17 protein-coding genes are annotated in these 17903 nt (G+C 58.8%); 7 read left to right on the forward strand and 10 right to left on the reverse strand.

Annotation, left to right across the window (positions count from 1 at the left end):
• Positions 1–35: 35 nt before the first annotated feature.
• Positions 36–899 carry a DMT family transporter gene (locus ACYZTL_RS08530; protein WP_461951419.1) on the reverse strand — a complete coding sequence of 288 codons (864 nt, stop codon included), beginning with the start codon at positions 897–899 and terminating at the stop codon, positions 36–38.
• A 445-nt stretch (positions 900–1344) separates the two neighbouring features.
• Here ACYZTL_RS08530 and ACYZTL_RS08535 point away from each other — a divergent pair, with 445 nt between their 5' ends.
• Positions 1345–1890, forward strand: coding sequence for a hypothetical protein (locus ACYZTL_RS08535; protein ID WP_461951420.1), 546 nt, complete (start codon positions 1345–1347; stop codon positions 1888–1890).
• Between the two features lie 257 nt (positions 1891–2147).
• Here ACYZTL_RS08535 and ACYZTL_RS08540 read toward each other — a convergent pair whose 3' ends face one another.
• Both ACYZTL_RS08540 and cysK read right to left on the reverse strand, forming a co-directional pair.
• Positions 2148–3086 carry an aspartyl/asparaginyl beta-hydroxylase domain-containing protein gene (locus ACYZTL_RS08540; RefSeq protein WP_461951421.1) on the reverse strand — a complete coding sequence of 313 codons (939 nt, stop codon included), beginning with the start codon at positions 3084–3086 and terminating at the stop codon, positions 2148–2150.
• A gap of 235 nt (positions 3087–3321) precedes the next feature.
• Positions 3322–4296, reverse strand: a complete 975-nt coding sequence (gene cysK, locus ACYZTL_RS08545; protein ID WP_461951422.1) for a cysteine synthase A — start codon at positions 4294–4296, stop codon at positions 3322–3324.
• Between the two features lie 127 nt (positions 4297–4423).
• On the opposite strand from cysK, the gene ACYZTL_RS08550 reads away from it, so the two are divergent.
• Positions 4424–5500: an AsmA family protein gene (locus ACYZTL_RS08550; RefSeq protein ID WP_461951423.1), complete on the forward strand. Its 1077-nt coding sequence runs from the start codon at positions 4424–4426 to the stop codon at positions 5498–5500.
• Here the strand turns inward: ACYZTL_RS08550 and ACYZTL_RS08555 are convergent.
• Both ACYZTL_RS08555 and ACYZTL_RS08560 read right to left on the reverse strand, forming a co-directional pair.
• Positions 5497–5997: a DUF2442 domain-containing protein gene (locus tag ACYZTL_RS08555; RefSeq protein WP_461951424.1), complete on the reverse strand. Its 501-nt coding sequence runs from the start codon at positions 5995–5997 to the stop codon at positions 5497–5499. The two genes, ACYZTL_RS08550 and ACYZTL_RS08555, sit on opposite strands and share 4 nt — an antisense overlap.
• Complete coding sequence (locus ACYZTL_RS08560; protein ID WP_461951425.1) at positions 5985–6215, reverse strand: DUF4160 domain-containing protein; 231 nt, start codon at positions 6213–6215, stop codon at positions 5985–5987. Before ACYZTL_RS08560 ends, ACYZTL_RS08555 begins: the two co-directional genes overlap by 13 nt.
• A 201-nt stretch (positions 6216–6416) precedes the next feature.
• On the opposite strand from ACYZTL_RS08560, the gene ACYZTL_RS08565 reads away from it, so the two are divergent.
• Both ACYZTL_RS08565 and ACYZTL_RS08570 read left to right on the forward strand, forming a co-directional pair.
• A complete protein-coding gene (locus ACYZTL_RS08565; protein ID WP_007984829.1) occupies positions 6417–7262 on the forward strand; it encodes an AAA family ATPase in 846 nt (281 codons plus the stop codon).
• Positions 7263–7291: 29 nt separating this feature from the next.
• Positions 7292–8470 (forward strand): vWA domain-containing protein, encoded by a 1179-nt coding sequence (locus tag ACYZTL_RS08570; protein ID WP_027925858.1) that lies wholly within the window; start codon positions 7292–7294, stop codon positions 8468–8470.
• A 117-nt stretch (positions 8471–8587) separates the two neighbouring features.
• On the opposite strand, the gene ACYZTL_RS08575 is transcribed toward ACYZTL_RS08570, so the two are convergent.
• Genes ACYZTL_RS08575 through ACYZTL_RS08585 form a run of 3 tightly spaced genes read right to left on the reverse strand, consistent with a single transcriptional unit; the run spans position 8588 to position 10955 of the window.
• Complete coding sequence (locus ACYZTL_RS08575) at positions 8588–9505, reverse strand: 5-oxoprolinase subunit C family protein (RefSeq protein WP_461951426.1); 918 nt, start codon at positions 9503–9505, stop codon at positions 8588–8590.
• Positions 9502–10206, reverse strand: a complete 705-nt coding sequence (gene pxpB / locus ACYZTL_RS08580) for a 5-oxoprolinase subunit PxpB (protein ID WP_461951427.1) — start codon at positions 10204–10206, stop codon at positions 9502–9504. Before pxpB ends, ACYZTL_RS08575 begins: the two co-directional genes overlap by 4 nt.
• A complete protein-coding gene (locus ACYZTL_RS08585) occupies positions 10203–10955 on the reverse strand; it encodes a 5-oxoprolinase subunit PxpA (protein WP_461951428.1) in 753 nt (250 codons plus the stop codon). Before ACYZTL_RS08585 ends, pxpB begins: the two co-directional genes overlap by 4 nt.
• 263 nt (positions 10956–11218) lie before the next feature.
• Here ACYZTL_RS08585 and ACYZTL_RS08590 point away from each other — a divergent pair, with 263 nt between their 5' ends.
• Genes ACYZTL_RS08590 through ACYZTL_RS08600 form a run of 3 tightly spaced genes read left to right on the forward strand, consistent with a single transcriptional unit; the run spans position 11219 to position 16468 of the window.
• Positions 11219–13141 (forward strand): IucA/IucC family protein, encoded by a 1923-nt coding sequence (locus ACYZTL_RS08590; protein WP_461951429.1) that lies wholly within the window; start codon positions 11219–11221, stop codon positions 13139–13141.
• Positions 13131–14342, forward strand: a complete 1212-nt coding sequence (locus ACYZTL_RS08595) for an MFS transporter (RefSeq protein ID WP_461951430.1) — start codon at positions 13131–13133, stop codon at positions 14340–14342. Before ACYZTL_RS08590 ends, ACYZTL_RS08595 begins: the two co-directional genes overlap by 11 nt.
• A 14-nt stretch (positions 14343–14356) precedes the next feature.
• Positions 14357–16468: a TonB-dependent receptor gene (locus ACYZTL_RS08600; RefSeq protein WP_461951431.1), complete on the forward strand. Its 2112-nt coding sequence runs from the start codon at positions 14357–14359 to the stop codon at positions 16466–16468.
• Between the two features lie 80 nt (positions 16469–16548).
• Here the strand turns inward: ACYZTL_RS08600 and ACYZTL_RS08605 are convergent, their stop codons facing one another.
• Both ACYZTL_RS08605 and ACYZTL_RS08610 read right to left on the reverse strand, forming a co-directional pair.
• The gene (locus ACYZTL_RS08605) at positions 16549–17091 is read right to left on the reverse strand and encodes a DUF2937 family protein (RefSeq protein ID WP_461951432.1); all 543 of its coding nucleotides are present in this window, start codon (positions 17089–17091) and stop codon (positions 16549–16551) included.
• Between the two features lie 14 nt (positions 17092–17105).
• Positions 17106–17882, reverse strand: coding sequence for a class II glutamine amidotransferase (locus ACYZTL_RS08610; protein ID WP_461951433.1), 777 nt, complete (start codon positions 17880–17882; stop codon positions 17106–17108).
• Positions 17883–17903: the final 21 nt, after the last annotated feature.

Here is a 17903-nt window from a genome sequence, read left to right on the forward strand (position 1 = left end):
CGTTACCGCTGAAATGGATATACCCCGGTCCGTTTCTACGCTGACTTACGGAACACAAACCCCAAACCGACGATTATCAGCAGCATGCCAAGCAGGCTCAGTATCGCTAGTCTATTGCCGAAAAACAGGTAGTCCATCACCGCTGTCACCGCCGGCACCAGGTAGAACAGACTGGTGACGTTCACCAAATTACCCCGGGCGATCAGCCGATACAGCAGCAATGTCGCCAACACCGACACCACCAGCCCCATCCACAACACCGGCACGACAAAGCCGCTACTGTGCTCGAAGTGAAAAGGCTGGAACGGCACGAAAATCCCGCAGAGCAACAAGCCCGCGAGGTACTGCACAGGCAATGTACCGAGGGGATTTTCAGTGATCCGTTTCTGCATGATCGAGCCGAACGTCATGCTCGCCAACGCCAGCAAACCGAAGAGCATCCCCGCCAGCGACATGCCCGCCAGACCGATGCCCTGGTAAACCACCATGATCAGACCGGCCAGGCCCAGGGTCAGACCGAACAGACGGCTGGCTGAGCGCTGCCGCTCCATGATCACCACCGTGAGAATGGGCTGCACGCCCATGATCGTGGCCATCACGCCCGGCGTGACTTTCAGGTCCAGGGCCAACAGATAGAAAATCTGATAAGCCCCCAGCAACACCACGCCCGTGGCCATCGCGTACAGCAACGGTTTACCACGCTTGGGCAGTTTCAACTTGAGCAACGGCATCAGCAGCACCAATCCACAGAGCGCGATGGCGAAGCGAATCAGCAGAAAGGCAAAGGGTGACGCGTGGGCCAGCCCCCATTTGGAGAAGATCGCCCCGCTGCTCCACAGCAGGACGAACAGGCTCGTGGACGCCGCCGCGAGCGCGGATTTTTTCGAAAGGACAAACATGAATACCGCCTGTAGTCAGGCAAGAAGCCAACTCAGCCGAAGCTGAAATCCAGTAGTTTTTTCAGGCAGGCAGGGTGAGCAGCAAACAGAAGCTGATCAGCCCGAAATGCCAACGCCCGGCGGTGATACGACTGCGCACACCGGCGTGCTACGGACAGGTGGGGGGTAATGACTGATCTGCACAGGCTGCTGATTCCCGCACGGCACGACGCCAGCGTTGACCGCTGAATCGACTACCGCGTTGATGAGGGAAACTGGCATGTGCTGATCTTTTTTGATGAGGTGGACGGTGGGTTGGAAACCACCGAGCGCCGACTATAACCAGCGGGTGACATGGATTGCAATGACTTGGACAAAGGGCCAGTAAAGACAGCTTTAGACCTGTTGCTTACTCTGAGGGAAAGGAAATCGCCCGCGGTGGGAGACATGGAATGCAAGAGATCAAATGCCAAGGGAACGGACGCATCTTCGGTATCAGTTGTATAAGTCGAGAGCTAGAAAACTGGCAGCCGTCAGCACCGCCGAGTTGCAAGAGGAAAAGGAACGGTTTGGCCCTACCGTTCTTGATTTATCGAAGGTGCGATTTGAACCGATCGACGTACATGCATTGAGTGCCTGGGAGCGCTGGGATGATCTGCATTTTTCATGGCATGAAGTAGTTGGATGGAAGGCGAAGGAGCCTTTGGCGCTGGATCTATCCATCTGGTTCGATGAACAACTGTGCGGACTTTGCTTCGCAAATCCAAACAAAAGTCGGCAACGAATTCGCATCGTACGACTGGAGGGACGGCCAAGAGAGGCTCACCCCCTTAAAAAACGTATTGCAACATTGTCCATAATGGTCATTCAGCACTACGCCACAATTATCGGAAGTAGATTCATCGAAGTTCAGGAGCCCCTGAAAGGGGCGATTCCTATCTATCAACAACATGGCTTCTATTTCGATACTGAACGGCGGCTTGTCAAAGCGGTGGAAAGCCAAGTATCGTAAAAAACTGCTTAATCAATGATCAATAGCGGAGGACAAAATGGGTAAATCCAGTAAGAAATCCCCTACAAAAAATCGCTTACCCGTACTGGAAAGGAAAAAGATTGCTCTAGCGCTCACAGACAGTCAGCGACGCCTTCTGGAACTACTTGCGACGGGCATCGAAGGCGAAGAACCTGACGTGCTCGCCGGGCGCCGATGAAATTCGGGGCAAAAAAAAACCGCTCAAAAAGGAGCGGTTTTTTCATCTGGAAATCGAATCACCCAAATAACCAATACCCCAACCCTGTCAACACCACCACCGCCAGTACCGGTCGCAACACACGGTAGGCCTTACGGTGACTACGCTTCCACTGTTTGACGACACCACTGACCTTGTCACTGGAGTTCTTGCTCCAGGCATAGGCCTTGTTGATCCCGCCAACGCGTTCGTCGTCGATGTTCTGTGGAGCTGTGGCGCGCCCCAGCCAGCCGCTGATCCAACGATTGATCCGAGTCATCAATCGGTTGCTCAGCGGACGTTCAACGTCGCAGAACAGGATCACCCGAGTCTTCTCGGTTTCGTTCTTCACCCAGTGCACATACGTCTCGTCGAACATCACATCTTCACCGTCACGCCAGGCGTAAACCTGACCGTCGACGAAAATGCGGCAATCATCGGAGTTAGGCGTCGACAGCCCCAAGTGATAACGCAGGGAACCGGCAAACGGATCGCGGTGCGGGTTGAGATGACTGCCGCCCGGCAACAACGCGAACATGGCGCCTTTGACGTTGGGAATGCTGCTGACGAGCGCCACGGTTTTCGGGCACAGGGTTTCGGCCGATGGCAGGGGTTTGTCGTACCACTTGAGGTAGAAACGCTTCCAGCCTTTCTTGAAAAACGAGCCAAACCCGGCGTCGTTATTCTTTTCGGCGGCGCGGATGTAACCCTCGTCAAACAGATGCATCGCTTCGCCGCGAATGACTTCCCAGTTGTCCTTGAGCAAGTCCAGCTCCGGGAATTTGCTGCGGTCCAGGTAGGGCTTGGACGGTACGCTGGAGAACAGATACATCAACGCGTTGTAAGGTGCGAACAGCGCTGAGTGGTTGACGAACTGACGCAAGACCGGCAAACGCGCCTTGCCGCGCAAATGCACATACAGAGTACTGCCCATAAACAGCAGCAACAGCGACGCCTTCGCGGCAAAGGAAAAGGTCATCAACAACTCCTTGAGAAAAATCAACCCTGCACAACGCCATTTACCCGACGTGGCTGTCGGCCATTATCAACATTACCGGCCTCGGGAATAACCCGCACAACTCAACATTCACTGTTCAGGATTGTGCAATAAAGCACTTGTTACCATAAGTCTCCTGAACGGGGGCTGACCCTGAATCAACCCCCCGACCACAAGATCAAAAACAAGATCAAAAGATCGCAGCCTGCGGCAGCTCCTACTGCTGATTCTCCTGCTCGGTAAACAGGTCACTGAACAGCATGCTCGACAGGTAGCGTTCGCCAGAATCGGGCAGGATCACCACGATCGTCTTGCCCTGCATTTCCGGGGTTTCCGCCAGGCGTACGGCCACGGCCATGGCAGCACCACAGGATATACCGCACAAAATGCCCTCTTCCTGCATCAAGCGCAGGGCCATGGCCTTGGATTCATCGTCGGTCACCAACTCGACACGGTCCACCATCGACAGGTCGAGGTTCTTCGGCACAAAACCGGCGCCGATGCCCTGAATCTTGTGCGGGCTCGGTTTGATCTCTTCACCGGCCATTGCTTGAGTGATCACTGGCGACACCACCGGCTCCACCGCCACCGACAGAATCGGTTTGCCCTGGGTATTCTTGATATACCGCGAAACTCCGGTAATGGTTCCGCCCGTTCCAACGCCTGCCACCAGCACATCAACCGCACCGTCGGTGTCGTTCCAGATTTCCGGACCGGTGGTTTTCTCGTGGATGGCCGGGTTGGCGGGGTTCTCGAACTGCGCCGGCATGAAGTAGAGGGACGGGTCGCTGGCGAGGATCTCGGCAGCCTTTTCGATCGCGCCTTTCATGCCCTTGGCCGGCTCGGTCAGCACCAGTTCTGCGCCCAGCGCCTTGAGCACTTTGCGACGCTCGATGCTCATGGACGACGGCATGGTCAACATCAGCTTGTAGCCCCGTGCAGCGGCAACGAACGCCAGACCAATGCCGGTATTACCGGAAGTGGGCTCGACGATGGTCATGCCAGGCTTGAGTTTGCCAGTGCTTTCGGCGTCCCAGATCATGTTCGCTCCGATCCGGCACTTGACCGAATAACCAGGATTGCGCCCCTCGATCTTGGCCAGGATGGTCACGCCACGCGGAGCGATGCGGTTGATCTGCACCAGCGGCGTATTGCCGATGGAATGGGCGTTGTCAGCAAAAATACGGCTCATGGCTGGGTCCTTATACAGCGTTGAATTAGCCCTTCACGGTATGCCTGTTGCCCGTGGTCGTCCAGTCGGGTCGAACGTCCGGTGACCACCGCAGTCAATGGTCTTACATCGCCGGAGATTTGCCATCATGAAACGTCGATACAGCTGGCCCCTATGGACCCTCGTCGGCCTCGTTGTGCTATTGATTACCTTGCATGTTGCCCTGCCCTACATGGTACGTGACTACCTGAATGACAAGCTCGCCGACATGGGCGACTACCGTGGACAGATCACCGATGTCGACCTTGCCCTGTGGCGCGGGGCCTACAAGATTAACGGGCTGAAAATCGTCAAGGTCGATGGCAAAGTCCCGGTGCCCTTCGTCAATGCGCCGTTGATCGACCTTGCCGTCAGCTGGCATTCGCTCCTGTACGACCACGCTGTAGTGGCCAAGGTGCAGTTCTTCAATCCCGAGGTGAACTTCGTCGACGGCGGCGCCAACAAGCAAAACTCGCAAACCGGTCAGGGCACCGATTGGCGTGCGCAATTGAGCAAACTGGCACCGATCACCCTGGACGAAGTGCGTATTTTCGATGGCAAGATCAGTTTTAGAAACTTCAATTCCAAGCCTCCCGTGAACATGAACGCGACCCAGGTCAACGCCAGCATTTACAACCTGACCAACGTCATCGACAAGGAAGGCAAGCGCGACGCACGCTTCGATGGCAAAGCGCTGCTACTGGGGCACGCCCCACTGGAAACCACCGCGACTTTCGATCCATTGAGCAATTTCGAAGATTTCCAGTTCCGCCTACGCGCCAGAGACATTGAACTCAAACGCATGAACGACTTTGCCTCGGCCTATGGCAAGTTCGATTTCAATGCCGGGCACGGTGATGTGGTCATTGAAGCGCAAGCCAAAAAGGCTCAGTTGACCGGTTACATCAAACCGCTGCTGAAAGACGTCGACGTATTCAATTGGCAGCAGGACGTCGAGAACAAGGACAAAGGGCTGTTCCGGTCCATTTGGGAGGCCATTGTCGGCGGCTCCGAAACCGTGCTGAAAAACCAGGGCAAGAACCAGTTTGCGACTCGCGTGGAACTGAGCGGCAATGTACATCGGCAAGATATCAGCGCATTCCAGGCGTTTTTGCAGATTTTGCGTAATGGTTTTGTCCAGGCATTCAATGCCCGGTATGAACGGCCGAAGCCGGAAGCCGGTTAGGGTTTGCGTGTAACGGTGTAGCGGCCGGTCTCTTCGGCTGCCCGCGCCGGGTCTCGCTGCTGCAAAAAATCCCAGCCCAGACACGCCAGGGCCAATGATCGGGGCACGGCTTCACGACCACTGCTGTAGCGGGTGATGCTGCGAGCGCTGACCCCTAGCGCTTCGGCCGCCTGATTGAGCGGCAACCCGGTACGCGCACGCCAGTCGATGAAGATCCGGGTGTTTTCATCCGCTGCGTTTTGCGCGAGCGCATCCAGATACACAGTGTCTGCGCCAATCTGGATATCCTGCTCGGGCCACTCGACGCTCCAGCCATCATCGCCCAGGGTTGCACCGTCGAAAGCACCCGCCTCCAGCAATGGTTGCAATCCCGGATAGGTACGCAGGTCACGGCTCAAATCGAGCGTCAGTTGCTGACCGTCGATAAATGTCAGCGCCAAACGGTAATCCGGCAAGGCCTGCACGGCAGACAATCGTGGTCGTTTCATGGGTAACATCGTTTCCAGTCCTCCAGCAATTGCACCTGATGGGCCCTGACCCAATTCAGCGCTTCCTTGATAATCAGCGGCGGCGCCTTTCCCACCATCACGTCGACGGTTTCCAGGCAGAGCATCACATCCAGCCCGCCACCGGTCAGGTGGACATGGGGCGGCGGGTGATCCCTCTCGCGCAACTGAATGCGGTACGTATCGCGAAATCGATATTTAGTAGACATGCTCCGCAAGCTATCGCCAAAATGGCGATATCTCAATACTGGCCAGCCGCCGAGACTGAGTCAAGATGTGACGCTCCATTCAGGGACTGAATAAGCCGTCTGCGTTCACAGTCGACCGGGCAGCGCGTTATAGTCGGGTACTACAATTATTGCGTCCCGCCCTGCCCCGTCAGGTCGGCGTTACCGTTCGAGGATTAGCAGATGAAGTTCGAAGGCACCCAGGCCTACGTCGCCACCGATGACCTGAAGCTGGCGGTCAACGCCGCCATCACCCTGGAGCGTCCGCTGCTGGTCAAGGGCGAGCCGGGCACCGGCAAGACCATGCTGGCCGAGCAGTTGGCGGAGTCCTTCGGCGCCAAGCTGATCACCTGGCACATCAAGTCCACCACCAAGGCGCATCAGGGCCTGTACGAGTACGACGCGGTCAGCCGTCTGCGCGACTCGCAGCTGGGCACGGAAAAGGTCCACGACGTTCGCAACTACCTGAAAAAAGGCAAGCTCTGGGAGGCTTTCGAGTCCGAAGAGCGAGTGATTCTGCTGATCGATGAAATCGACAAGGCCGACATCGAGTTCCCGAACGACCTGCTGCAAGAACTCGACAAAATGGAGTTCTACGTTTACGAGATCGACGAGACCATCAAGGCCAAGAAGCGCCCGATCATCATCATTACGTCCAACAACGAAAAAGAACTGCCGGACGCCTTCCTGCGCCGCTGCTTCTTCCACTACATCGCCTTCCCGGATCGCGTCACGATGCAGCGGATCGTCGACGTTCACTACCCGGACATCAAGAAGGATCTGGTCAGCGAAGCGCTGGACGTGTTCTTCGACGTGCGCAAGGTGCCGGGCCTGAAGAAAAAGCCATCGACCTCCGAACTGGTGGACTGGCTGAAGCTGCTGATGGCCGACAATATCGGCGAGGCCGTGCTGCGCGAACGCGATCCGACCAAGGCGATTCCGCCGCTGGCCGGTGCTTTGGTCAAGAACGAACAGGACGTGCAATTGCTTGAGCGTCTGGCGTTCATGAGCCGTCGCGGCACTCGCTAAGCGCTGATAAATAAGTAGGGACTAACGCCATGCTGCTCAACCTGTTCAATGAAATGCGTGCAGCCAAGGTGCCGGTCTCGGTGCGCGAACTTCTGGACCTGATCAACGCGCTGAAACAGCGCGTGACCTTCGCCGACATGGACGAGTTTTATTACCTGTCCCGGGCGATTCTGGTGAAGGACGAAAAGCATTTCGACAAGTTCGACCGGGCCTTCGGTGCTTACTTCAATGGCCTGGAAAAACTCGACGATCACCTTCAGGCCTTGATTCCCGAAGACTGGCTGCGCAAGGAGTTCGAGCGCTCGCTGACCGATGAAGAGCGGGCGGCGATCCAGTCCCTTGGCGGCCTGGACAAGCTGATCGAAGAGTTCAAGAAGCGTCTGGAAGAACAGAAAGAACGCCATGCCGGCGGTAACAAATGGATCGGCACCGGCGGCACCAGCCCGTTTGGCTCCGGCGGTTTCAACCCGGAAGGCATTCGGGTCGGCGATGCCGGCAAGCGCCAGGGCAAAGCGGTCAAGGTCTGGGATCAGCGCGAGTACAAGAACCTCGACGATTCGGTGGAACTGGGTACGCGCAACATCAAGGTTGCCCTGCGTCGGCTGCGTAAATTTGCCCGTCAGGGTGCGGCGGAAGAGCTCGACATCGATGGCACCATCGACCACACGGCTAAAGATGCCGGGTTACTGAACATCCAGATGCGGCCGGAGCGTCGCAATACCGTCAAGCTGTTGCTCCTGTTCGACATCGGCGGCTCGATGGACGCCCACGTGAAGATCTGCGAGGAACTGTTCTCGGCCTGCAAGACTGAGTTCAAGCACCTGGAGTACTTTTACTTCCACAACTTCATCTATGAGTCGGTGTGGAAGAACAACATGCGCCGCACTTCCGAGCGCACCTCGACCCAGGACTTGCTGCACAAGTACGGCGCCGACTACAAAGTGATCTTCATTGGCGACGCCGCCATGGCGCCCTACGAAATCACCCAGGCCGGCGGCAGCGTCGAGCACTGGAACGAAGAAGCCGGGTATGTGTGGATGCAGCGGTTCAAGGAGAAGTACAAGAAGCTCATCTGGATCAACCCGTATCCGAAAGATACGTGGGGGTATACCTCGTCGACCAATATCGTGAGGGATTTGATTGATGATCAGATGTACCCGCTGACGTTGCGGGGGCTTGAAGAAGGGATGCGGTTTCTCTCCAAGTAACACACTGAACTTGTGGCGAGGGAGCTTGCTCCCGCTGGACTGCGCAGCAGTCCCATTCTTTTTTCAGATTAGAGGGGTCGCTTCGCGACCCAGCGGGAGCAAGCTCCCTCGCCACAACTAAAAGCGCTGTAAGTACGCAACCTGCTCCCGATGCGCCACCTCCTGCACCACCGGCCGCAACCGCACCGTCGCCCCCGGCAGACACTGCGCCAGCCGCGCCAGCGCCAACGGCGTTAACGCTCCCAAACGCGGGTAACCCCCAATGGTCTGCCGATCATTGAGCAGCACAATCGGCTGCCCGTCCGGTGGCACCTGAACCGCGCCGAGCGGTATGCCTTCGGAAATCATCGGCTTGCCTTGATACGCCAAGGCAGTTCCCAGCAAGCGAATACCCATCCGATCGGCGCGGCTGTCGAGGGTCCATGCGCTATTGAACGCATCGAACAGACTCTGGCCGCTGAACTCACCAATCTGCGCGCCGATCACCAGGTCCAGTGGTGAATCAAGCCTGAAATCCGGCATCTGCTCAAACGGCAACTCGCGCACCAGCAGCGGCGCATCAGAGGAGTAACTCAACGATGCGCCTTTGGCCAACGCCCGACCCATACCGTCCAGACCACCCAGCTCTTCACGCACCACCGTCGCACTGCTGCCCAACACCTTCGGCGCATCGAACCCGCCCGGTGCCGCGAGATAAGCCCGCGCGCCCAGCAGCGGCTGAATGAACTGCAAACGCTGACCTTTGCGCAGCTTGAAACTGCGCCACGGCGCCAGCGCCTGACCGTCCAGCTGCGCGCCAAGGTCCGCTCCGGCCAACGCCAGCAAGCAATCGTCTTCGGCGACAACGCTGAACCCGCCGAGGGTGATTTCAATCACCGGTGCGTCCAGCGCGTTACCCAGTAGCCAATTGGCCCAGGACATCGAGCGCCAATCCAGCGCGCCACCCTGAGTGACACCCAGATGCCGCACGCCAAACCGGCCAGCGTCCTGCAACAGGCACAGCGGTGTACTCGTTTCAATCAACAGACGGCTCATGCCTGCGCCTCCAATGGCGTGTCGTCACCGCCCAGGTTGATGAACTCGGCATGGCTGACCGCTTCAAAACGCACGGTGTCGCCCGGTTGCATCAGGCTGTATCCGTCGCGTTCGCGATCGAACAATCTGGCCGGGGTGCGGCCGATCAGGTTCCAGCCGCCGGGAGACACCACCGGATAAGCAGCGGTTTGCCGTTCGGCGATCCCCACACTGCCGGCCGCAACTTTTTTGCGCGGCGTATTCAGACGCGGTGCGGCGAGTACTTCTTCCACTAACCCCATAAAGGCAAAACCCGGCGCGAAGCCCAAGGCGAACACCTGATACTCACGCTCACTGTGGCGGCGGATCACCTCCTCCACGGCCAGCCCGCTGCGCTGCGACAACCGGCTCAACTCCGGACCGACGCTCAGGTCATACCAGACCGGCAGCACATGACATTTGCCGCCGGTGCGGGTATTGGGCGACAAATCGATCAGTGCTTCGGCGATCAATTCTCGCGCCTGCGCCGGGCTCAACGCGGTCAGATCGTAATGCACCATCAACGTCGTATACGACGGCACCAGATCAATCAGATGCGCACCAAACGCAGCACGCAGATTTTCGCTGGCAGCGAGCATCCACGGCATGTTGGCTTCGGCGATCTCATCGAACAGCCGCACCATCAGGCAATCCAGCGCCACCACTTCCACCCGCGGTTTCATGGTGCCCTCTGCTGATCAAGGGCTTGGCGAATTCGCCGTACCGCGGCCACCGAACTGGCGTTGTCGCCGTGCACGCAGAGAGTGTTGGCCTGCAAGTGCAAGGCACTGCCGTCGCTGGCGGTGAGGGTGTCGCCACGGGCGATGGTCAGCGCCTGTTCGATGATTTTTTCCGGATCGTGATGCACCGCGCCCGGCAGTGGTCGCGAAACCAGTCTGCCGGCGCTGTCGTAAGCGCGATCGGCAAAGGCTTCGAACCACAGCGTCACGCCGAACTCATCACCCAATTGCTGCGCGGCGCTGTTGTCGCGGGTGGCCATCAGCATCAGCGGCAATGACCGGTCGTAAGACGCCACGGCTTGCAGGACGGCGCGTAATTGCGCCGGGTTGGCCATCATGTCGTTGTACATCGCGCCGTGGGGTTTGACGTAGCTGACACGTCCGCCCTGAGCCCGGCAAAGGCCGTCGAGGGCGCCGATCTGATAATGCAGAATGTCCTGAAGTTCCTGGGCGGTGTACGCCATGGAGCGACGGCCGAAACCCACCAGATCCTGATAGGCCGGATGGGCGCCGATTTTCACGCCGTTGCTCAGGGCCAGGCTGACGGTCTTGCGCATGATGCTCGGGTCGCCGGCATGGAAGCCGCAGGCGATGTTGGCGCAGTCGATGAAGGGCATGACCTCGGCGTCCAGACCCATGGTCCAGTTACCGAAACTCTCGCCGATGTCGCAGTTCAATAGCAGGCGGCTCACGGAGAACACTCCTGTAGGCTTTTGTCTTTTTAGCTGAAGGGCATATGCCCCTCAGATTATCAGTTACCGGGGCATTCGGTTATTGAGCGTCGAGTTGGCTTGCAGGGTGCGCACCCGGCCGATGCGGTCAGAGAGAACAGACCGGAATCTGAAGGACATTTCCCAAACTCTGAATATGAACCACTATCATTTGCGTTATTTTTCCAAGAGGGTACTCTCTGCGCGCTTTCAGTTGATCAATTGTCCAGAAGGAGTCGGACCTGATGCGCGACTACACGCAAAAACAGCAGCAACTGCTCGCTCACTGGAGCGAAGCTCTCGGCACTCAGGCTTTCCAGTCCCACCGCATCACTCTCGATCATTTGAGCAATGCCTTGGAGCCCGCCGCCCAGCGCTGTTTCCAACGCCTGATCCAGGCACTGTTTCGTGAAGATCTGATCAACCCCGACGCCTGCGAATACGACGACTCCAGCCGTTGCTGGCTGCCGCTTGGCGATGGCGCGCATCTTTGCTTCGAGCATTTGTCCGGCGGGAGAATGAACAGCTGGGACGTACGCGGCAGCATCGTCCTGCACACCCCCGACAGACTGCCCCAAAAAATCCAGTTACCCAGCGAACTGCTCGCTCACCTCAGCACTCAACTCAACCCGCCAGCCTCCCCGCAGGTACTGGAACGTCTGGCCCGGGAGCTGGATGACAGCTTCAGCAACGACACCCTGTGCCTGGCGTTTCACCATGGATGGACCGAGCGCCTGAGAGAGCAGATCGGCACCGAGTACGACGACAATCTGCTCGCTTGGCTCAAAGCCGGCCCCAATCACCAGAACCCTACGTCATTGCTCGAACAGTGGGGCACTCTCGGCCATCCGTGGCACCCGAACTACAAGACCAAACTGGGCTTGAGCGCCGCTCAGGTCATCGCTTTCTCGCCAGAATTCGAAGCGAGTTTTCCGATTGTCCTGTGCGCCCTGCACCGTCAGTACGCGCACGTCGAAGCGCTGGCTGGCACCACCGATTACTGGGACTGGTGGCAAGGTCACTTCCCACAGGCCGCCAAGCAATTGCAACGCCATTTGCAGCAACTGGGCCTGGAAGCAAAGGACTACCTCCCGCTCCCGTCGCACCCATGGCAAGCCCGTGAAGAGCTGCCACAGTCATTCGCCAACGAGATCGCCGACAACCTGCTGATCGTCACTGACATCGTTGCTTTTACCGGCCACCCGACCATGTCCTTCCGCACGGTCCTGCCAGAGGCCAGTCGCACGGCGCCGATGGTCAAACTGCCGGTGGCTTTGCGACTGACCAGCGTGCAACGCACCGTGTCGCCGCGCTCGGCCCGGATGGGTCCGCGCATCAGCCAACTGATATTGAAAATCCTCGATCAGGAGCCGCAGATTCAGCGTTTGCTGAACATCGTTCCAGAGCGCATCGGCGTGCACTACGCACCACTACCGGCCGATGACGAGCGCTCCCGGCATGCTGGCGTGCTGTATCGCGACAACCCGCTAACCCTGCTGCAAGAAGGCGAGTTGGCGGTGCCGGTCGGCAGCCTGTTCGCCGTCAACGAATTCGAACAACCGTTGCTGCGTGATTGGGTAAGACTGGCTAAGGGCAGTGACGACAGCGAGGCCATGTTGGCGTTCTTCGATGATTACATGTCGATTGCCGTACCGAGTCTGCTGGGCATTTACCTGATGTATGGCGTGGCGTTCGAAGCGCATCAGCAAAACAGTTTCATGGTGATGGGCGCTGACGGGCAGTTGAATCGGCTGCTGTTGCGTGATTTCGGCGACGTTCGTATCGATCGCAAAACCCTGCACGCCAAGGGCCTGGATATCCGGTTGCACGATCCGAAAATGACCCTGTATGACGAGTCCGGCTTTGTCCGCGACAAACTCCTGCACACCACATTCATGTGCCACCTCGGTGAGCTGACTTTGCTCTGTGCCCGCCACTGGAATGTGCCGAAAAGTATCCTTTGGGAGCGCTTGGCATCGCACGTTGCACAGTGCTTCGAGACTTTGCGCGAGCGTGTGGAACCAGCACGTTGGGAAAGCGAGCGCCAGGCCTTGCTGGAACAGGATTGGCCCGCCAAATCGTTCATGCGCATGCGCTTGCTCGACAGTCATGCCGACATCGTCGGACGCCTGAGTAACCCGCTGCGACCAAACGCCCATGCTCGCTGACAGTCGCGCCTTGCGACTGCTGATCGTCATCCAGTTTGTCTCCATGGGCGCAATGGAAATGAGCGGCCCGTTCTGGCCTTTGCAGATCCAGCATTTGCTCGGGCCGGAGGGCGCCGGCTACACCGCACTGTTATCGGCGATGGTCTATGCCGGTCCGATGCTGGCGGCCATGCTCCTGACTCCCATGTGGGGCCGGTTGGGGGATCGCACCGGACACAAACCGATGATCGTTCGGGCGTTGCTGGCACTCGCGCTGTGCCAAGGGTTGGCGGCCATCACCCTCGATCCGTGGCTGCTGGTGGGGATTCGCGTGATGCAAGGCGCATTGGCCGGTTTTCTCGCTGCCGCGCAAGCCTATGCCTTGGCCTGCTGCGACAGTTCCAGACGTGGTCACACCCTGGCCCGCCTGCAATCGGCAACCGCCGTCGGCTCATTGATCGGCCCGGTGCTGGGTGGCTGGCTGATGGACGTCTCGGGGTTTGCCCTGCTCTGTTATGGCGCGACGGCGATTTGCCTGCTGTGCGCACTGGGGAGTTTTTTCCTGCCGGCTGACAAGGCTCGGACCTCGAAGAAAAAACCTGTTGAACCGGTGGCTCTGCCCAAAAGCTGGCTCGGTGGAATCCTGTTGGTGATCGTGTTGATTCAGGCCGCGAAGATGATGCCGCAGTCGTTCTACGCGCTGTACGTCGCGAACATTCTGCATGCCCCAAGCTGGCTGATCGGCGCCACCTACGCGGCGAGCGCCGCGACCCTGGCCATCTGCGCACCGCTGTGGGGACGCCTGTTCGACCGATGGCAGCCGGCCCACACCTTGCGCGTCATCGAAGGCGTGGCCTGGCTGTGTGCCCTGACGCTGGCGGCCACGGCATTGGTCAACGAATGGCTGGGGTTTCTCGTCAGTCGACTGGTCTGGGGCATCTGGCAAGGCGCCCTGCTGCCCGTCGCCTATGCCCTGATCGCCAACACCATTTGCGTAAACCAGCAGGGCTTCGCGCTTGGCCTCGGCAACAGCGCGGCAAAGGCTGGCGCTCTGCTCGGTGTCGTCCTTGGCGGGATCGGCATGAGCATGGTCGGCCTGGCCCACAGTTTCTGGCTGGTGGCGCTGACCTACGCCATAGCTGCCATCGGAATCCGCTGGGTGCGGTCGTTCAACGCCACGCCTGAGCGCTCGACCTTATCTACTCACACTTACTACAACTAAAAAAAGATCACGTCATGACTCGAACCAAACTCTCTCTGCTGATCCCGCTGCTCAGTACCTTCAGTGCCCAGACCTGGGCCGAGGATACCGAGCAGCAGCCCGGCACCTTGAACATGCAAGCCACCGTCGTCTCCGCTACTCGCAGCGAATCGAGCATTGCTTCGATTCCGGGTTCGGTCCAGGTGATCGACGAACAACAGGTCCGTGAGCAGAGCGGCGCCGGTCGCCGGGTCTCCGACATCCTCGGGCAATTGGTCCCCGGTCTTGCGCCGTCCAGCGGCGGGATGAGCAACTTCGGTCAGACTCTGCGCGGGCGCAACATGCTGGTGTTGATCGACGGCGTATCGCAGAACGCCACACGCGACAACTACCGCCAGCTCAACAGCATCGCCCCGGCCAGTATCGAACGCATCGAAGTAATCTCCGGCGCCAGCAGCATTTACGGTGCCGGTGCTTCAGGCGGCATCATCAACATCATCACCAAGCGCAATCAGGGCCAGGACATTGCCTACAGCAGCAAACTGGGCCTGACCAGCGGCAACAACCTCAACCGCAAAGGCTTTGCCTACGAAGCCTTCCAGAGTGCGACGGGGCGCAAGGATGCCCTGGACTGGTACGTCTCCGCCGACCTGACCCAGCGTAACGATCAGTACGATGGCAACGGCAACCGCATCCCTCAGGACACCTCCCAGGGCAGCAACATGGATACCGAAACCTATGACCTGCAAGGTCGTTTCGGTTACGAACTGGATGCCGACAAAAAACTCAGCCTGTCGCTGCAGGACTACAAGGACCAGCAGGACACCGGCTACACAAAAGACCCGAAAAACCTGCAGCAAGCCGTGGCCGTCAAAGGGCTGAAACTCGACGACCAACCCTATACCCATAACCAGGCGGTCAACCTCAACTACACCGACACGGACTTCTACGGTCAGGGCCTGCAACTGGAAAGCTACTGGCGCCGCGCCGATGCACTGTTCTTCCCGGACCTGTCGCGAGGCAAGGCCGGGATCTCCGACAACAACAGTGTGCAAGATGTCTACGGCCTGCGCGCGGCCATCGACACGCCGCTGCCGGCGATCGGGAGCGCCACGGGTAATCTGGTCTGGGGGGCCGACTACAATAATGAGCGCTCCCGCCAACGAGGTGATCAATACACGCTCAAGGGCCTGACCTACACCAAGACCGGCACCACCTACGAGCTGGGCCCGGACATCGAAACCACCACCAAGTCGCTGTTCGGGCAGATGTCCTGGGACATCGGTGACTGGACCTTGCGTGGCGGTGTGCGCCGTGAATGGATCGAAAGCGAGGTCTCCGACAGCATCGCTTATGGTCAGATCGTCCAGACCGGCATACGCGCAACGCTGCCCGGTGACACCCTCAAGTACGATGCCACCCTGTACAACCTGGGGGCGGTCTACCACCTGAGTGAAAACCAGGACGTCTTCGCCAATTACAGCCAGGGGTTTTCGCTACCGGATATCCAGCGCTTCATGCGTGATGTCAGCAGCACCTTCGACATCCAGAGTCTCAACGCCCAGACCATCAAGGTCGACAGTTACGAGCTGGGCTGGCGCGGTAACTGGGACCAGTGGCAGGCCGACGTCACCGTGTACGAAAACACCTCGGACGTGACCCAGTTCTACGATGCCAATGACCGCGTATTGCGCCTGATCAACCAGAAAGAGCGAGTTCGCGGCATCGAAAACAGCCTGACCTACCGCGCGACCGATCACTGGTCGGTGGGTGGCACTTATGCCTGGGCCAAAGGCGAGACCGAGCAGAACGGCAAATGGATCGATCTGCCGGCCACGCGCATCTCACCCGCCAAGACCACGCTGTTCGTCGGCTACACCGAAGACGACTACACCCTTCGCCTGCAAGGCATGCATTTGTCCAGTTACGACGCCGCCGCCAAGGACAACAACGGGCGCGACATCGAAGGGTATACGCTGGTAGACCTGCTCGGCTCGGTGCAACTGCCGGTCGGTCGTCTTGAAGGCGGGGTGTATAACCTGACTGATCGCGCGTACCAGAATCTGTTCACCCAGGCCAACGCCAGAGCGCCGTACGCCAATGCCGAAGGTCGTACGTTGAGCATGAGCTACTCGGTCGACTGGTAAAAAACAGGAGCCGGCTTGCCAGCGATGCGATATGCCAGGCATACCGTGTCGCGGCAATCGCCGGCAAGTCGGCTCCTGTGTTACAGACCGCGCAAATCCCGCTCTTCAATCGGCCGGCTCTGGCGCAGGCGTTTGCCGCCCAGCACCACCCAGTCGATCAGCCTGAACAGGCATTCAATCCCGAACGACAACAGCAACGCGCCGCTCATGCCCCAGATCATCGCTTCCGGCGTCAGCAGGATCTGGTAGCTGTAGCCGTTCCAGGTTTCCTTGCGGATATCCGGGTCGGCGGCCAGTACAACCTGCAGGAAACGGATGTACCACGGGCCCTGCATGGCCTGGAATTGTTTATCGAGGGCCAACTGACGGGTGAGCAGGTTGCTCAGGCTGTCGGCATCGCTGCGAAAGATCGGGTCTTCGCTGGCGCGGTAATGGGCGACCAGGGCCTGCATGTCACCCTTGAAGAATTGACTGGCGGTGCCCTGAAAACCGCTCAGGCCGGTCTGCGCCTCGATCAGGTGGGCTTCGACCCGCTTGGCGTAATCGTTGATGAACCCCGGCACCTGGACACCGATCAACAGGCCCGCCGCGAACAACACCAGCCGTAGGTAACTGAGCAACATAGGGAGAATCCTTATTAATCGGTCTTGCCCTGGCTGACGCATTCACCGCGTCGCCACAGGCTCCATTGGCCCGGTTCGTAGCGGGTCCAGGTTTCGTTTTCGGTCAGGGGTTCGGTGGCGATCACCGTGACCACGTCGTTGGGCGTGGTTTCGGCCTGGAAGTCGACGATCACATCGACATCCTTCAAGCGCGCCGGACCGAACGGGGCGCGACGGGTAATCTGCGCCAGTTTGGTCGAGCAGTAACAGAACAGCCAATCGCCATCGCTGAGCAGGCAGTTGAACACACCTTTGCTGCGGTATTCGGCGCAGGCGGCCACCAGATCGGGCAAAAGCTCTTCGATCTCTACCGGTTCCGGGAACGCTGCGCGCACACGGTTTAGCAAATCGCAAAAGGCCGCTTCGCTGTCGGTATCGCCGACTGGGCGATAAAAGCTTTTGATCGGTTGAAAATCCGCCAGCTGGCCGTTGTGGGCGAAACACCAGTTGCGGCCCCACAGTTCGCGCACGAACGGATGGGTGTTGGACAGGCAGACCTTGCCGACGTTGGCCTGGCGGATGTGCCCGATCACCACTTCGCTTTTGATCGGATAGCGCTGCACCAGGTTCGCGACTTCCGATTCGCAGCTCGCCGCCGGGTCCTGGAACAACCGCAGGCCACGACCTTCATAGAACGCGATGCCCCACCCGTCACGGTGCGGACCGGTACGGCCGCCGCGCTGCATCAGCCCGGTGAAGCTGAACACGATATCGGTCGGCACATTGGCGCTCATGCCCAATAACTCACACATGCTCGGACTCTCTGTAAGGCA

This window comes from Pseudomonas sp. LB3P81, from assembly GCF_054897965.1.

Coding starts and splice junctions, on each gene's coding strand:
- ACYZTL_RS08530 (WP_461951419.1), bottom strand. CDS start 899: ATGTTTGTCCTTTCGAAAAAATCCGCGCTCGCGGCGGCGTCCACGAGC.
- ACYZTL_RS08535 (WP_461951420.1), top strand. CDS start 1,345: ATGCCAAGGGAACGGACGCATCTTCGGTATCAGTTGTATAAGTCGAGA.
- ACYZTL_RS08540 (WP_461951421.1), bottom strand. CDS start 3,086: ATGACCTTTTCCTTTGCCGCGAAGGCGTCGCTGTTGCTGCTGTTTATG.
- cysK (WP_461951422.1), bottom strand. CDS start 4,296: ATGAGCCGTATTTTTGCTGACAACGCCCATTCCATCGGCAATACGCCG.
- ACYZTL_RS08550 (WP_461951423.1), top strand. CDS start 4,424: ATGAAACGTCGATACAGCTGGCCCCTATGGACCCTCGTCGGCCTCGTT.
- ACYZTL_RS08555 (WP_461951424.1), bottom strand. CDS start 5,997: ATGTTACCCATGAAACGACCACGATTGTCTGCCGTGCAGGCCTTGCCG.
- ACYZTL_RS08560 (WP_461951425.1), bottom strand. CDS start 6,215: ATGTCTACTAAATATCGATTTCGCGATACGTACCGCATTCAGTTGCGC.
- ACYZTL_RS08565 (WP_007984829.1), top strand. CDS start 6,417: ATGAAGTTCGAAGGCACCCAGGCCTACGTCGCCACCGATGACCTGAAG.
- ACYZTL_RS08570 (WP_027925858.1), top strand. CDS start 7,292: ATGCTGCTCAACCTGTTCAATGAAATGCGTGCAGCCAAGGTGCCGGTC.
- ACYZTL_RS08575 (WP_461951426.1), bottom strand. CDS start 9,505: ATGAGCCGTCTGTTGATTGAAACGAGTACACCGCTGTGCCTGTTGCAG.
- pxpB (WP_461951427.1), bottom strand. CDS start 10,206: ATGAAACCGCGGGTGGAAGTGGTGGCGCTGGATTGCCTGATGGTGCGG.
- ACYZTL_RS08590 (WP_461951429.1), top strand. CDS start 11,219: ATGCGCGACTACACGCAAAAACAGCAGCAACTGCTCGCTCACTGGAGC.
- ACYZTL_RS08595 (WP_461951430.1), top strand. CDS start 13,131: ATGCTCGCTGACAGTCGCGCCTTGCGACTGCTGATCGTCATCCAGTTT.
- ACYZTL_RS08600 (WP_461951431.1), top strand. CDS start 14,357: ATGACTCGAACCAAACTCTCTCTGCTGATCCCGCTGCTCAGTACCTTC.
- ACYZTL_RS08605 (WP_461951432.1), bottom strand. CDS start 17,091: ATGTTGCTCAGTTACCTACGGCTGGTGTTGTTCGCGGCGGGCCTGTTG.
- ACYZTL_RS08610 (WP_461951433.1), bottom strand. CDS start 17,882: ATGTGTGAGTTATTGGGCATGAGCGCCAATGTGCCGACCGATATCGTG.